This window comes from Azospirillum brasilense (assembly GCF_008365405.1).
GTDB classification, from domain to species: Bacteria; Pseudomonadota; Alphaproteobacteria; order Azospirillales; family Azospirillaceae; genus Azospirillum; species Azospirillum brasilense_D.
The window spans coordinates 22,661-38,073 of sequence record NZ_QOKV01000009.1; the positions used below are offsets into that span (position 1 = coordinate 22,661).

At 68.6% G+C, this 15,413-nt stretch carries 13 protein-coding genes; 4 read left to right on the top strand and 9 right to left on the bottom strand.

From position 1 onward, the window contains the following. Nucleotides 1–13: 13 nt before the first annotated feature. From DS837_RS15360 to DS837_RS15395, 8 genes are all read right to left on the bottom strand, one after another. Nucleotides 14–1,177, bottom strand: a complete 1,164-nt coding sequence (locus tag DS837_RS15360; protein WP_149165560.1) for an iron-containing alcohol dehydrogenase — start codon at nt 1,175–1,177, stop codon at nt 14–16. Between the two features lie 27 nt (nt 1,178–1,204). Further along, a complete protein-coding gene (locus tag DS837_RS15365; protein WP_149165561.1) occupies nt 1,205–2,665 on the bottom strand; it encodes an aldehyde dehydrogenase family protein in 1,461 nt (486 codons plus the stop codon). Between the two features lie 70 nt (nt 2,666–2,735). Then, nucleotides 2,736–3,461, bottom strand: coding sequence for an ABC transporter ATP-binding protein (locus DS837_RS15370; protein ID WP_149165562.1), 726 nt, complete (start codon nt 3,459–3,461; stop codon nt 2,736–2,738). Beyond that, nucleotides 3,455–5,281, bottom strand: coding sequence for a branched-chain amino acid ABC transporter ATP-binding protein/permease (locus tag DS837_RS15375; RefSeq protein WP_149165563.1), 1,827 nt, complete (start codon nt 5,279–5,281; stop codon nt 3,455–3,457). The genes DS837_RS15370 and DS837_RS15375 overlap by 7 nt, the downstream gene beginning before the upstream one ends. Beyond that, nucleotides 5,278–6,174 carry a branched-chain amino acid ABC transporter permease gene (locus DS837_RS15380; RefSeq protein ID WP_149165564.1) on the bottom strand — a complete coding sequence of 299 codons (897 nt, stop codon included), beginning with the start codon at nt 6,172–6,174 and terminating at the stop codon, nt 5,278–5,280. Before DS837_RS15380 ends, DS837_RS15375 begins: the two co-directional genes overlap by 4 nt. A 32-nt stretch (nt 6,175–6,206) precedes the next feature. Continuing rightward, entirely contained in the window at nt 6,207–7,454 is a 1,248-nt protein-coding gene (locus DS837_RS15385) for an ABC transporter substrate-binding protein (RefSeq protein ID WP_149165565.1), read from the bottom strand. After that, nucleotides 7,451–7,795: an AtuA-related protein gene (locus DS837_RS15390; RefSeq protein WP_149165566.1), complete on the bottom strand. Its 345-nt coding sequence runs from the start codon at nt 7,793–7,795 to the stop codon at nt 7,451–7,453. Before DS837_RS15390 ends, DS837_RS15385 begins: the two co-directional genes overlap by 4 nt. Nucleotides 7,796–7,798: 3 nt before the next feature. Then, the gene (locus tag DS837_RS15395; protein ID WP_149165567.1) at nt 7,799–9,133 is read right to left on the bottom strand and encodes an acyclic terpene utilization AtuA family protein; all 1,335 of its coding nucleotides are present in this window, start codon (nt 9,131–9,133) and stop codon (nt 7,799–7,801) included. Nucleotides 9,134–9,385: 252 nt separating this feature from the next. Here DS837_RS15395 and DS837_RS15400 point away from each other — a divergent pair, with 252 nt between their 5' ends. The 3 genes from DS837_RS15400 to DS837_RS15410 all read left to right on the top strand — a co-directional run bounded on the left by DS837_RS15400 (nt 9,386) and on the right by DS837_RS15410 (nt 12,540). Then, on the top strand, nt 9,386–10,300 hold the full coding sequence (locus DS837_RS15400) for a LysR family transcriptional regulator (RefSeq protein ID WP_149165568.1): 915 nt from the start codon (nt 9,386–9,388) through the stop codon (nt 10,298–10,300). A gap of 406 nt (nt 10,301–10,706) precedes the next feature. Further along, nucleotides 10,707–11,702, top strand: coding sequence for an AAA family ATPase (locus DS837_RS15405; RefSeq protein WP_149165569.1), 996 nt, complete (start codon nt 10,707–10,709; stop codon nt 11,700–11,702). Beyond that, on the top strand, nt 11,692–12,540 hold the full coding sequence (locus tag DS837_RS15410) for a ParB/RepB/Spo0J family partition protein (RefSeq protein ID WP_149165570.1): 849 nt from the start codon (nt 11,692–11,694) through the stop codon (nt 12,538–12,540). The genes DS837_RS15405 and DS837_RS15410 overlap by 11 nt, the downstream gene beginning before the upstream one ends. 88 nt (nt 12,541–12,628) lie before the next feature. On the opposite strand, the gene DS837_RS15415 is transcribed toward DS837_RS15410, so the two are convergent. Next, nucleotides 12,629–13,927 (bottom strand): plasmid replication protein, encoded by a 1,299-nt coding sequence (locus DS837_RS15415; RefSeq protein WP_149165571.1) that lies wholly within the window; start codon nt 13,925–13,927, stop codon nt 12,629–12,631. A 683-nt stretch (nt 13,928–14,610) separates the two neighbouring features. On the opposite strand from DS837_RS15415, the gene DS837_RS15420 reads away from it, so the two are divergent. After that, entirely contained in the window at nt 14,611–15,408 is a 798-nt protein-coding gene (locus DS837_RS15420; RefSeq protein WP_149165572.1) for a helix-turn-helix domain-containing protein, read from the top strand. The last annotated feature ends 5 nt before the right edge of the window (nt 15,409–15,413 follow it).

The following is a 15,413-nucleotide window of genomic DNA, read 5'->3' on the forward strand; positions in this document are numbered from 1 at the left end:
TTCAGTGTTCGGTTCAGAACGCCGTGCGGAACAATCCTTGGAAATCCTCCTCACTGGTGTGTCGCGGGTTCCAACGGTTGTAATCGGCCGCGTAGCTGCGCCGTGCCATCTCCTCCAGCCGGTCTTCGGTCACGCCGACATCGCGCAGGCGCGGTGGAATGCCGAGGTCGGCGCACAGCGTCCGCAGGCCGTCCACGGCGGCTTCCGCCGACTGGTCCCGGGTCAGGCCGGTGGTGTCCACCCCCAGGATTTCGGCGACCCGGGCCAGGCGCTCGGGCTTGGCCGGCACGTTGAAGGCCGCCGCGTAGGGCAGGCAGACCGCGTTGGCCAAGCCGTGCGGGACGGGGAACAGGGCGCCGACCGCCATCGCCATGCAATGCACGTTGCCGAGACCGGTGACGCCGAAGGACATCGCCGCCAGCGCCGACCCGCACAGCATGTCCAGCGCCGCCGGAACGTTGGTCCGGTCGGCGACGAAGGGGCGGATGCTGCCGGCGATCAGAGTCATCGCGTGCAGGTTCACGGCGTCGGAAAAGACCGTCGCCCGCTTGGACAGGTAGGATTCGAAGGCGTGCACGAAGGCATCGATCCCCGCGTGCGCGGCGACATGGGCCGGCATGGAGCCGACCGCGAGGGGATCGAGGATGGCGACCTGCGCCGGGCTGAAGGCCGCGTGGCGGATGGCCATCTTGGTCTTGCGCGCGGTGTCGGTGATGACGCAGGCACCCGACACCTCCGATCCGGTGCCGGCCGTGGTCGGTACGGCGATCAGCGGCAGCGGGCGGATCGCGAACTTCTCGATCCCCTCATAATCGGCGATCCGGCCGCCGTTGGTCATCAGGATGCCCACCGCCTTCGCCACGTCGATGGTGCTTCCCCCGCCGATGGCCAGCAGCGCCTGGGCGTCCTGCTCGCGGCAACGTTCGAAGGCGGCCTGCACCGTCCGGTCGCCCGGTTCCGGTTCGATGGCGGTGAAGACGGACAGGGCGACGCCGTTGCCGGTCAGAAGCGCCTCGATCCGGCGGAAGATCGCGCTGTCCGCCAGGGCCGGGTCGAGCAGGACGAACAGGCGCGCGGCGTTCCATTCGCGCAGGACGTCGGAAAGCTGCTCGTGCGCCCCGACTCCGAAGAGAATCTTCGTCGGGCAGGAAAACGATGAGACGGGGAAGGCGGACATGGCGAAGGCCTCGTGGTGCGGAAGGAGTCAGGAGCGGCGGGGCAGGGCGATGCGGGTGCAGATGTTCTTCACCTGCGTGTAGGACAGCAGCGCGTCGAGACCCTTCTCGCGCCCGAAGCCGGACTTGCGGTACCCGCCGAAGGGAAGCTCCACGCCGCCGCCGGCGCCGTAGCAGTTGATGAAGATCTGCCCCGCCTTGACGGTGCGGGCCAGCCAGTTGGTCGCGCCGACGTCGCGGCCCCAGATCCCGGCGACCAGCCCGTAGTCGGTCGCGTTGGCGAGCGCCGCCGCCTCCTCGACTTCGTCGAAGGGGAGGATGGTCAGAACCGGGCCGAAGATTTCCTCCCGATGGACGCGCATCTCCGGGCGCGCGCCGTCCAGCAGCGTCGGCGACACGAAGTTCCCCCGGCCGAGGTCGGCGCCGGGCAGGGGCATCCCGCCGGTGATGACCTCCGCCCCCTCCTCGCGGGCGATGCCGATGTAATCCAGCACCTTGCCTTGCTGGGCACGGCTGACCAGCGGGCCGATATCCGGATTTTGCAGGCCGGGGCCGACCTTCAGGTCGCGGCAGAGCGCCGCCAGCCGGTCGACCAGCTCGCGGTGCCGGGCGCGCTGCACCAGGACGCGCGACCCGGCCGAACAGGTCTGGCCCGAGTTGGGAAAGGCCGCTTTCAGAAGCACCGGCAGCGCGTCGTCGAGGTCGGCGTCGGCCAGCACGATGTTCGGCGACTTGCCGCCCAGCTCCAGCAGCACCGGGACGATGTTGTCCGCCGCCGTGCGCATCACCTGGGCGCCAGTCGCGACCGACCCGGTGAAGACGACCAGATTGACGCCGGGGTGCGCGGCGAGGGCGGAGCCGGCCTCCTGCCCCAGTCCCGGAACGACGTTCAGAACGCCGGGCGGCAGCCCTTCCTCGTGGCAGATGCGGGTCAGCTCCAGCACGCTGAGGCAGGCCAGTTCGGCGGGCTTCAGGACCACCGTGTTGCCGGTCGCCAGCGCCGGCGCCAGCCCGCGGGAGGCGATCTGCAGCGGGTAGTTCCAGGGGACGATCTGCGCCGTCACGCCCAGCGGCTCGCGCACCGTGAAGTCGGCGTAGTCGGGGCCGAGCGGGATGGAGCTGCCCAGCACCTTGTCGGCGACGCCGGCGTAATACTCGAAGAAACGCGCCGCGGCGACCGCGTCGGCCTGGGCCTGGGCCAGCGGCTTGCCGGTGTCCTGGCTTTCGAGGCGGGCGAGGCGGTCCTGCTCCTGCAGGATGCGGCGGGCGATGGCGTGGAGGACACGCCCGCGCTGCACCGGCACGCAGTCGGCCCAGCCCGGCAGCGCCGCTTGCGCCGCCCGCACGGCCTCGTCGATGTCCGACGCGCCACCGCGGGCAATGCGCGCGAGGACGGCGCCGTCGGCGGGATCGAGGATCTCCAGCGTCTCGCGCGAATGGGCCGGGCGCCATTGGCCGTCGATGAAGCAATCGTAGGAAGGCAGAGACATGGTGGGCATCCGAATCCGAGGTGGGGGCAGGGCAGCCGGTCAGGCGGCCGATTAGGAAGGGAGCCGCCGGTCAGGCGGCGTGGTGGGCGAGATCGCCGCCGAGATAGGCTTCGCGGATGCGGGGATCGCGGCGCAGCGTGGCGGCGGCGCCCTCCAGCACGATCGACCCGCCTTCCAGCACATAGGCGCGGTCGGCGATGGCCAGCGCCTGGTTGGCCATCTGCTCGACGAGCAGAATGGTCATGCCGTCCCGGCGCAGACCGACGAGCGTCCTGAAGATGTCGGCGGTGATGATGGGCGCGAGCCCGAGCGAGGGTTCGTCGAGGATCAACAGCTTGGGTTCCGTCATCAGGGCGCGGGCGATGGCGAGCATCTGCTGCTCGCCGCCGCTCAGCGTGCCGGCGATCTGGTCCCGCCGTTCCAACAGCCGGGGAAACAGCGCGTAGAAGCGGTCGATGTTGGCGGCGATCCGCTGTGGCTGACCGCGCAGCAGATGCCCACCGAGCAGCAGATTCTCGTGAACCGTCTGGTCGGTGAAGATCTGCCGCCCCTCCGGGGCCATGGCGACGCCCAGCGCGACGCGCTGCGGGGTGCTCAGCCCGTCGACCGGCCGGCCGTCGAAGGCCACCCGCCCCGCCGCCGGGACGAGGCCGGTGATGCCGCGCAGGAGGCTGCTCTTTCCGGCGCCGTTGGCGCCGATCAGGGCGACGATCTCGCCGGCCCCGACCCGGATGGACACCCCGCGCAAGGCGCGGATCGGCCCGTAGGAGACGCTCAGGTCGGCGACGGTCAGCATGGGCGCTCCTCCTTGTCAGCTTCCGGCTTGTCCGGGGCCAAACCGTCCTCGCGGCCCAGATAGGCCTCGATGACGCGGGGGTTGGTCTGGATGTCGCGGGGTGCGCCTTCGGCGATCACCACGCCCCGATCGAGGACGACGATCTCGTCGGAAATCCTCATCACCAAGCCCATGTCGTGCTCCACCATCAGCACCGCGACGCCGAGCTGGCCGATGCGCTTGATGAGCTGCCCAAGCTCGGCGGTCTCCCGTGGGTTCAGGCCGGCGGCAGGCTCGTCCAACAGCAGCAGGACCGGGTCTCCGGCCAGCGCGCGGGCCAGCTCGACGCGACGTTGCAGGCCGTAGGGCAGGCTGCCGGCCAGCGCCCCGGCGTGCTCGCCCAGGCCCACGAAGTCCAGGACGGCCTTCGCCTTGGCGACCGCATCCTCCTCCCGCCCGGTCACGCCGATCCGCGCATGGGCGCCGATCAGCACGTTGTCCAACACCGTCATGGAGCCGAACAGGCGCAGGTTCTGGAAAGTGCGGGCGATGCCGCGGGCGGCGCGGGCGTGGGCCGTGCCACGGGTGATGTCCTGTCCGGCCAGCCGGATGGTCCCGGAATCCGCGGTGATCACGCCGGTCAGGATGTTGATGAGGGTGCTCTTGCCGGCGCCGTTGGGACCGATCAGGGCGTGGATCCGGTGGGCGTGAAGCCGCAACCCGACCTTGTCCGCGGTCACCACGCCGCCGAACGCCTTGCTGACGCCGGTCACCTCCAGCAGGGGGCCGGCCAGCAGGGGGCCGGCGGACGGCGACGCCCGGCCGCGCTCCATCGCCGTCAGCGGGGGAGTTTCCACCCCATCCAGGACCGCCATCCGGCGGGGCAGGACGCGCGCGATCGCGCCGGCGACGCCCGTCGGCATCAGGTAGAGCGCGAACAGCAGCATCGCTCCGTAGATGAAGTGCTGCACCGACGGCCATTGCGCCAGGAACACCTCGGTCATCGTGAGGATCGCCGCGCCCGCGATGGGGCCATAGATGTTGCCGGCCCCGCCCAGCAGCACCAGCAGAAGGATGAAGACCGACAGGTGGAAGGTCACGAAGTCGGAATTGAAATACTGGTTCTGCTGCGCCACCAGCGCGCCGCCCAGCCCGCACAGCGCGGCGGCCAGCACGAAGGCGAGCGTCTTGTAGCGGTAGACCGAGATGCCCGCGCACTCCGCGGCGATCTCGTCGCTTTGCAGGGCCAGCAGCGCCCGGCCGAACCGCCCGTTCAGCAGATGGGACAAGGCGAGATGGACCGCCACGCCCAGGACGATCACCAGGACCACCCAGTGCTTCAGCGCGAAGGGCTCGTCGCCCAGCGCCAGCGGGGCGATGCCGTAGATGCCCTGGGCGCCGCCGAACAGGTCGGTCCATTCGGTCACCAGCTTCTCCACCACCAGCCCGAAGGCCAGCGTGACCAGGGCGAGGCTGGGTCCCTTCACCCGCAGCGAGGGCAGGGCGATCAGCACGCCCACCGCGGCGGCCACCAGCGGTGCGGCGGCCAGCGCCAGCGCCGGCGGAAGCTCCAGCCGGGTCGTCAGCAGGGCCACCGTGTAGGCCCCCGCCGCGAACAGTCCCGCCTGCCCGAGAGACTTCTGCCCGGCATAACCCGCCAGCACGTTCATGCCGGAGGCGCAGATGTAGTAAACGCCGGCCATGAAGGCGACGTAGAGGTAGAAATCGTTGCTCAGCGTCAGGGCGAGCGCCACCAGCGCCGCGCCGATGCCCAGGGCCGGGGCCGCCCGCAGCAGGGCGAAGCGGCGGGCCGCCGGCCGGAGTACGGAGGCCTCCATCATACCTTTTCCACCAGCTTCCGGCCGAACAGGCCGTTGGGCGCCATGGCCAGCACCAGGATGACCAGGAGAAAGACCATGATTTCCCGCCATTGCGCGCTCCACAGGGCCGTCAGGGACTCCACCAGACCGATCAGCAGGCCGCCGGCCATGCAGCCGCGCGGGTTGGTCAGGCCGCCGATGATCGCCGCGGAGAAGCCTTTCAGGGCGATGATGACCCCCATGAAGAGGGAGGCCGACAGGATCGGCGCGACCAGCACCCCGCTCAGCCCGGCCAGAGCCGAGCTGGCAAGGAAGGCCATCGCCATGACGCGGGGCACGTCGATGCCCATCAGCGCCGCGGCGTCGCGGTTCAGCGCCACCGCCCGCATGCAGCGGCCGATGGCCGTGCGCCGCATGGCGAGGTCGAACGCCCCCAGGATCGCGAAGGCGAGGACCAGCACCACCAGCTCCTGCGAGCGGAAGCCGGCCTCGCCGACGCGGAACACCTCGTCGCCGAAGGGGGCGGGCAGCATCCGCGCCCCCAGCCCCCACACCGACAGGGCGGCGCTTTGCAGGACGATGCCGAAGCCGATCGTGCTGACCACCCAGGACATGCCCGGCTTGCCGGCGAAGGGCCGGATCGCCGCCAGATAGAGCGGCAGGCCCAGCACCCCCATCACCAGCGCCGCGGCCACCGCCGCCAGCGCGTAGAGCCAGACATAACCGACCGCGTCGGCACCGAGCGCCGCGGTGAGCACCCCCACCGTTCCCAGCCCGACGAAGGCGCCGACCGACACGAAGTCACCCTGCGCGAAGTTCAGCGTCCGCGTGGTGGTGTAGGTCAGGTTGAAGCCGAGGGCGATCAGGGCGTAGACGCTGCCCAGCGTCAGCCCGCCGATGATGGCTTGCAGCATGGGTCACCCTCCGTGACGGTTCGCGGTCCGCGTCACTTCTTGAAGTCCGCCGGTTGCAGCCCGGCCAGCACCGGGTCGTTGAAATCGACGACCTTGCCGTCCTTCCAGCGCGACCAGTGATAGTCCGCCGCCGTCAGCCCCTCGTGCTGGGCTGTGGAGAAGGGCTTGTCGTAGGTCTTGACCATGCCGGCGACCGGCTTGTTCAGGGATTCCAGCGCGGCGCGCACCGCCTCGCCCTTGGTGTCGCCGGCCTGCTCGGCCGCCGCGGCCCACAGCAGAACGGTGTCGTAGGCCTGCGAGGCCGCCCAGAACATCGACGGATTGGCCAGCTTCGGCCCGATCCGCGCGAACAGCGATTCCGCCTCCGCCGACTTGCGCTCGCTGGAGGTGGTCAGGAAGACCGGCCATTCCATCAGCTTCGGCCCGGCGACCTCGGGGAAGCCGCTGAAGGACGCCGCCCAGGTGGTGAAGACCTTCGGGAAATAGTCCAGCTTCTCCATGCTGCGCACGAGATGCCCGAGCGGGGCCGCCTGCGCCCAGACCACCAGCGTGTCCGCCCCCGCCGCCTTGGCCTTGGACAGTTGCGAGGTCATGTCGGTGTCGCGGGCGTCGAACTTCTCGATGGACACCGGCTTCATGTCGTGCAGCGCCGCGATCTGCTCCAGATCCTTCAGCCCCGCCTGTCCGTAGCCGGTCGTCTCCACGAAGAAGCCGACCGCCTTCGCCTCGGGGTTCTTCTTCACGTAGGCCAGCAGGGCGGAGGCCTGCTCGCGGTCCACCATGGAGACGCGGAACAGGTAGTTGCCGCTCGACGGCCCCTCGGTGATGGCCGTGCTCGACGCGCTGGAAACCAGCACCGGCATGCGCTTCTGGTTGGCGATGTGCTTCCAGGCCAGGGCGTTGCCGGAATTGGTCGGGCCGAAGACGACCGAGACCTTCTCGCGGTCGATCAGGTCGGTCATGTTCTGGATGGCCTTGGGCGGCTGGCCCAGGTCGTCGCGGACCAGGAATTCCAGGGGGCGGCCCAGCACGCCGCCGCGCTTGTTGATGTCCTCGACCGCGGCGCCGATGCCGAGAACGCCGATCTGCCCCGATTCCGCCGACGGCGAGCCGGAGATGTCGCCGTTGTAGGCGATCTTGATCGGGTCGGCGGCCTGGGCCTGGACCGATGCGGTCATGAGGACGGCGGCGGCGGCTCCCAGGAGCGCCCTCAGACGCGGGCGCGCGGGCGCTGTGCCGGTGGGCGCCGTGTCGTTGGACGCTGTCTTCTTCTTGGTCATGGGCGTTCCCCTCCATATTGGTTGTTCTGCCGGTTGCGGTTCGGCAGTTCGAGATCGAGCAGGGCGGAACTCAGCGCCTTGCCGTGGGCATCCAGGGCGAGCGAGCGGGTAACCCCGCCGCCGAGCGCCCCGGTCAGCACGAAGTTGAGCGCCCCCAGGGTCGGCAGCTCGTAGCGGGTCACCGTTCCGGTCACGATTCCCTGGAAATGCGTGGCGACGCTCTGGGCCGTCAGATGCTCCGCCAGGAACGGGTAGTCGGTCTCGTCCAGCGCGATGACCGAGATGTTGGAAATGTTGCCCTTGTCGCCGGAGCGGGTGTGCGCAACGTCCCGAAGTTTCATGGCTTACGCCTCCAGCAGGGTGACCGAGGTACGCACGGCGCTTTCCGGCAGCAGGGCGGAGGCGACGGCGACGATCTCGCGCGCCGATTTCCAGGCGCCGCCGCCCCCCGCCGGGCCGTTGGTGTAGAGCGTTTCGACCTCGTTCCCGATCCGGGCCGCCTCGTCCAGGCTGGCGGTCCGCCCCACCACCCGCAGGCGGACTTCGTAGGGCGTGTGGCCGCGCGACAGCCGGTCGCCATGCAGCGCGTCGAGGCCGACCAGGTCGAACTGCAACTCCTCGGTCCGCACGCCGGTCAGGGCCAGCCGCTCGCGGACGATGTCCAGCGCGAGCCGCCCGCGCTCGACCGCTCCCGGTCCGGCGTAGGAGATCTGCCCCTCGCCGATGCAGCTGTCGATGTAGCCGATGGACAGCTTCAGAAGCCCGGTCCGCGCGGCGCCGCGCCCGCCACGGACGCGCACCCGGTCCGGCCCGTCGCCCTCGACGCGGGCGGCGGAGAAGTCGGCGACCACGTCCGGCTGGTAATAACGCGCCGGGTCGTGGATCTCGTAGAGAAGCTGTTCCTTCACGGTGGCCGGCGTGACGCACCCACCCGTGCCGGGCAGCTTGGTCACCTCCAGGGTGCCGTCCGCGTGGATTTCGCCGATGGGAAAGCCCAGTCGGGCCAGTTCCGGCACGTCCTTGACACCGGGGTCGGCGAAATAGCCGCCGGTCACCTGCCCGGCGCACTCCAGCAGATGCCCGGCCATGGTGCCGCGCCCCAGCGCGTCCCAATCGTCCATCCGCCAGCCGAATTCATGGACCATCGGACCGAGGAACAACGCCGGGTCGGCGGCCCGTCCAGTGATGACCACGTCGGCGCCGGCGGCCAACGCCTCGACGATGGGGCCGGCGCCGATGTAGGCGTTGGCCGAAATCACGCGGTCGCCGAGCCCGCGCAGGGTTCCGCCGTCCTCCAGAGCGACGTCGAGCTGCCGCGCGACCGCCAACACGTCGTCCCCGGTCACGGCGGCGATCCGCAGCCCGCCCAGCCCCAGGGAGCGGGCGACGGCCCGCGTCGCCTCGGCGGCGCCGAGCGGGTTGGCCGCTCCCATGTTGGTGATCAGCCGCACCCCGTTGCGCCGGCAGGCGCCGAGCACGGCGGTCATGCGGACCGTCAGCAGCGGGTCGTAGCCCCCGGCGGGGTCGCGTTGCCGCGCCTGCTGGGCCAGGGCGATCGTCCGCTCGGCAAGGCATTCGAAGACGAGGTAGTCGAGGCCGCCCCGTTCGGCGAGATCGATTGCCGGTTCGATGCGGTCGCCGGAATAGCCGGCGCCGGAACCGATCCTGATGCGGTGCATCGACGGCCCTCAGCGCGGCGAAGGGACGGCGTGGGACGCGGCGGCCCCCATGGCGGCGCCCATTGCGGTGCGGCCGCCGCCGGTGATTGAGGCTGGCATGGTCTCCCCCTTGCATTTTTATTCGTTCCGGTTTCCTCCGCTCCGGCGCGTCGCACCGACGGGCGGCTGAATTCCGCTGCATGCAAACCATCCTTGCCGAGATTGTTCGCGCGAACAATTGAATTGATTCAATGTCAGTAATAGAGTTGAGCTATGGATCTCAGTCTCCGCCAGATACGCGCCTTTCTCGCCGCCGCGCAGACCCGCAGTTTCACGCGGGCTGCGGAGTCGCTGCACGTCGCCCAGCCGACCCTGACGGTGCAGATCCGACGGCTGGAGGATGCCTTGGCGGTTAAGCTGTTCGACCGCAACACCCGGTCCGTCGAGTTGACCCGCATCGGCAGCGAACTGCTGCCGGTGTTCCAGCGCATGGTCCATGACCTGGACGCCGTGGTGGTCGACACGCATGAGATCGCCGCGATGCGGCGCGGGGTGGTGCGCGTGGCGGCGCTGCCGACCATCGCGGCGGGCGTGCTGCCCGACGCCATCCAGTCCTTCCGTGACCTTCATCCCGGCGTGACCTTCGTTTTGAAGGACGTCATCGCCAGCCGCGTGCTCGGGCTCGTCCGGTCGGAGGAGGTGGATCTCGGGATCACGGGAGGCGAAGCGAAGGGACAGGACATCGACACGGTGCTGGAAGTCCGCGACCGGATGCACATCGTCTTTCCACAGGGCCATGCCGTCGGCGATCTTCCGCGGGTGACCATCGAGACGCTGGCCGAGGTGCCGCTGGTGCTGATGGACCCGGCGACCAGCGTCCGCGAGATCGTCGACGAGGCATTCCTCTCCGCCGGGCGGATCGCCAAGCCGGTTTGCGAGGCGACCTATATGATGACGGCGATCGCCATGGTGCGGGCCGGGCTGGGCTTGACGATTCTGCCGGGCTCCGCGCGCGAGATCGCTGCCGAGCCGGTGCTGCGCTCGCGCCCCATCGATATGTTCGGCTTCTCCCGTCCCGTCAGGGTCATCCGCAAGGCGGGGCGCTCCCTTCCGCCGCTGGCCGAAGCGTTCCTCGATCACCTCTGCTGTGTTCTGAACGACTGCGGGACGTTTCACCGGGAGGGGTGAGCGGAGCTTACCCTGGAGCGATGGTTGTCCCGCACCGCTGAACGCGATTGCACCTTCCGGAGGCTGCAGCCGCCGGAATCGCCGTATCGGTCGCAGTTCCTTTCCTCATGGCCGTTTCGTTGGAATCTGTTGCGCGGATCACCCGTTGATGGAGTTGGTCGAACAGGGTGTCGCCCTTACGGCACCTAAGTTGGTTGCCTGGGTCGGGTCCAGTGCGTCAGCCCGAACGGCCCGTGTGCGTTAAGTTGACTTAAGCACGCAAAAAGTGCGCACGATCCTGTAGAGCGCAACTTTCTCCCAGAACACAAAATCGCCCTGTTGAGGCAATCTCGGGAAACTCCATTGACAATGTTGAGGATGCGACCAAGGATGCGGCCGGACAGTCGGACGGGAGACCCCACGAACCATGGCCGGAGAAAGCCTCAAAGGACTGCGCGAGGAACGCGGGTGGAGCCAGACCGAACTGGCGGCTTGGCTCAACGAGAGCCTCGGCCGCAAGTATGACCGGGCTCAGATCTCGCGCTGGGAAAGTGGATCGGAGCGGACACCGAAGACGGTCGTGGACGCTGTCGAGACCGAGCGCAGCACCGACCGGCCGCGCCATGCCACCGTCGTGATGTGCGGATCGGCGAAAGGGGGGGTGTCGAAGACGACGTCGGCTTTGTGCATCGCCTATTGTCTGCTCGCTCAAGGGTCGAAGGTCCTGCTGATCGATTGTGACAGCCAGGGCAGCGCCACCGTCCATCTCGGCTACTCGCCGGCCCAGATGGACCAGATGGAGGTTGAACGCCGGACCTTGTACTACGCCCTGGCGGACGACAAGCCCTTCACCGACTACATCATCCAAACCCCGGAACCGCGGCTCGACCTCCTTCCCGCCTTCATGAGCTTGGCCGACGCCGACGTCGAACTCGCCCTTGGGAAGCTGGCTCCCCTCCGGCAGCGTGTCGGCGAGGTCCGGAACCAGTACGACTTCATTGTTCTCGATACCGCTCCGAACCTGGGTGCCGTCACCGTCAGCGCGCTCGAGGCATCGGACCTTCTGCTGGTGCCGTGCCAGACCGAAGCATTGGCGCTCGTCGGCCTGCGAAACGTGCTGCACTCCCTGGAGAACCTGCGGCGGCGGCGCAATCCCGGGCTGCGCATGCTGGGCATCCTTCCGACGCTGTTCTCCGCCCGCCTGACCCAGGATCAGGCGACCCTGGAGGACTTGCGCCGGGGCTACGGCGACCGCTACCGCATCTTCGATCCCATTCCGAGAGCGACCGTGTTCGCGCAGGCCGCCGCATCCGGCGTGATCCCTCTCGCCGCCGTCAAGAGCATCCCCGGGCGCGCCGTCTTCGAAGAGATCGCCGCCGCCGCCCGCGCTGCCGCCAAGGAGCTGAAGGCCCATGTCGCGTAAGCTCGCCCGCCGCACCGACCTGACCGCATCGGCCGAGGTGACCGGACCGGCGCCGAAGGCGTTCGGCCTCTCCGACGACTTCCCCTCGGTGCTCGAACTGGACATCGACCGCATCGACCGCCGCGCGCACCAACCGCGCGCCGTGCAGGACGATGCCTCCCTTGCCGAACTGCGGCAGTCCATCGAGCGGCACGGCCTGATGTATCCGATCCTGGTGACCCCCGGGGGCGGCAACGGCTACGCCCTGATCGGCGGCGGACGGCGTTTGCGGGCTTTCGAGTTGCTGGGCCGCACCACGATCTTCGCGCGTGTGCTGTCGGGGGACCCCGACGAGTTGGCCCTGGTCGACAATCTGCAACGCAAATCCCTGAACGCGGTCGAGACGGCCCGCTCGCTCGACGGCCTTCGCAACAAGCACGGTTACACCCAGGAAAAGCTGGCCGAGGTGGTTGGCAAAACCCCTGCGGCGATTTCACGGGCGCTCGGCATCCTCTCCCTGCCGCAGGATGTGCTCGACGAGTATATGGTCCTCGTCGATCGCGTCCCGCAGACCACGCTGGAGGAAGTCGCCGCCGCGCCCAGTGAAGAGGGGCGGCGCAAGCTGTGGAGACTCGCCAGAAGGGGCGCAACGGCGAAGGCGATCACCGAACAGCGGCAGGAGATGAAGCGCAAGGAGCCGGATGGTCTTTTGCTTAGAAGACGCGCGGCCGGAGCCGCGGTCCGCGGTTTGATACAAATGGTCGCCAAGCTTGAGGAGAACCGTGAAGGCATGGGCCCCGCCGAGCGGTCCGCGCTTGAAGCGATTCAGCAGAAGCTGGCGGCCCTCCTCGCCGATTGAGTCGGCTCAACGCACCGCAGGTCCCTTGTCGGCGGGATCCGGCCCGCTTCAGCGGACGGGCGGGCAGGGGAGGGCAGGTCTCCCCAGCTTACTCCACGATGTCCAGCAGAGGCATCTGTCCGTCGCCCCCCTTCGGCAGGGCCGCCCGACGGCGACGGCGGCTTTGGTTGGCCACGTCGGAGGTGACCGGAACGAAACGCTTGGGGCGGCCGCTCTCATCGAGATCGTCGTTGTTGACCACCAGGGTGAGTTCGCGTTCGTTGACGGCGCGCTCCGCCACCGCGCGGCGGATCTGGTCGAGGAAGGATTGGGAGGGATAAAGGTTGTACTCGACGTCGACGTACTTCCGCCCCTCCTTGACCTCCTCGATCTCGATGCGGTCGAGAGCCCCGATCTGCGTATCGGCAAGCGCCTTGACGACGTCGTGAATCCGCAGCCGCATGTCGCGGAACCGCGACCACTCCGACATTCCGGAGTCGCGGATGATGTCGCGGGCGGTGATGCTGACGACCGACTGCGAGGGGTCCTGCCGCAGCGTCTCCGCGATGCGCTTGAACAGCCAGCGCGAGAACGGGTTGCGGATCTTCATCAGGGCTTCGTAGGAGATCGAGTGCCAGTCGACCCGGCGGATCGCCTCGCGGAGCATCATGTTGAACTGGACGAAGGTCTCCGCGTCGCTGCTCTCGTCATCGAGGATCGAGGCGTCGTCGGTGTCGTCCGTCTCGCTGGGACGCTGCCGCAACCCGAGGCCGGCGAAGATGCCGGAGTCCATCATGACCTTGCGGCGGCCACGGCGCTCGATCTGGACCGTGCAGCGCCGCATGATCATCAGCGCTTCCTTGATCTCCGGAATGCTGAGGGTGTGCCGGACGGAGCGAAGCTCCTGCCAGACCTCGTAGAGGGAGAAGCGCAGGATCGCCTCGCCGTTGTCCACCGACAGGCGCGCCGGGTCCGAGGCCAGCTTGCGGATCACGTCCTCGATGATCTGTTCGCGCTCACCCGGATAGGCGTCGATCTCCTCCACCAGCTGAGCTCCGCTGGCGTCGCGGACGAAACGGCCGTCCTTGCCCTTCACCCGGCGCTGGATGCGTGCCGGAACGACCGTGAGGTGGTAGATCTGGTCGGCGAAGGAGAACTGCCGGTGGATCATCGGCAGGCGGTCATCCTGAGCCGCCGGGTCGCGGGGTTCCAAGCTGTGCGCCGCCTGCCCGTTGGCCTTCGATTCAGGGCTGTCGAAAATGTACTTCGGGGCCAGATCGTACAGAGAGACCATGTTGACGCTGTGGCGCCGGCCCGTGGTGGCGTCGATGTGTTCGAACAGCGTGCCCTGGACGGTCTGCCCCTGGGTCTCCATACGGCGCTGCTTGACGACGATCTGCCCCGACATCTGGTGCCTCTCCGAATTCCTGAACACCAAGCCTATGTCTCTTCCGCCGTCCGACGCAACGACATCGCACGTGGAACCATAGGTGACAGGCGCGCATCCAGTAGGTGGCAGGCGCGCTTCCTGTAGGCAACGGGCGCGCAGGCGGTAGGTCGCAGGCGCGTTTGCCGAACGACAGGCCGGAGCGGGGCCGAATCGGTCATGTCTTCACTCCCCTGCGGAGACGGCTTGACACCACGATTCGCCGCCGGGCCGGCTCCAGGGTGTCACCGACACGTGAGCGCGCCTGAGACCTACCGAATGGTCCGGGCCGTCGAACGCGCCTGAAACCTAGAGAATCCAGCGAATCGGAGCGCGCCTGCGCCCTATCCGGGGCTCTCGAAACGCGCCTGGAACCTAGAGGATGGGCTGCCCACAAGGCGTCATCGACGCGCCGATAGGTCTCAGGCGCGTTTCAAGGTCCCCGAGTCGCGGCGGTAACCGCGCCTGACACCTTCATATGCGCGTCTGCGGCCTGCCGATGCCGCGCCTGACACCTCCGCAATTGCGCCTGACACCTACCACAAACGCGCCCGCCACCTGTCGATAGGTGACGGGCGCGCTTTGGAGACTCCGAAGCATCCGGGGAATCCTGTCCCGCAAGAACGCCGGCCCATGCCGGTTCCATGACCTCGCGGGAGCGCCGCATGACCACCACGACCGAGACCAACAGCCGCTGGGGCAAGATTCCCGCCTGGTGGCTCGACCACCCCGACCTCGACGCGGACGGATTCGCCGTGCTCGCGGCGCTTGCCACCTTCGCCAACGAGAACGGCGTCTGCTGGCCGTCGCAATCGACCCTGGCGGCGAAACTGAAACGTTCGCGCCCAACCATCAACCGCATCCTCCAGCGTCTTCACGACATCGGTTTGGTCACCATCGAGCACCGTCGCGGCCGCGATGGCTCACGGCTGTCCTGCCTGTACCAACTGCGCGTCGCCCAGAACGAGGAGGCCGTCGCCCCGACCGTCATCATCCAGGCGGCGCGCCCTGTTTCGGCCGGCGACAGGGATGACTCGCCGGCGAACGCCCCCTGTCCAGCACCGAGTCAGGAACACCATCATCCTGAACAGAATCCGGACTCGCTCGCTTCGGGCGGGCGCGGACCGGTGTGTGAGGTGCCTGCGGATTGGATGCCCAACACCGACGATCTCGCCTGGGCCCGGAGCCGCTTCGGCACGGTCGATCTCAGCCGGCATGTCGAGGGGTTTGTCCTGCGCTGCCAAGCTCACGGCTACCGGTACCGCGACATTTCCGCCGCTTGGCGGGCGTGGCTGACCCAGGACGCGGCGGCCGGCAAAGCGCCGACGGTGAAAGCCGCCGGGTCTGTCGGGGGTATCGTCACCGGCGCCAGCCAAAGCGTCGCCGAGCAGCGGGTCAATGCCTGGATGACCGTCGCCGCAAGGCTCAAGGGCGCCCAGCCCGTCGCCCGTCCCCGTTTCTGAGGAGC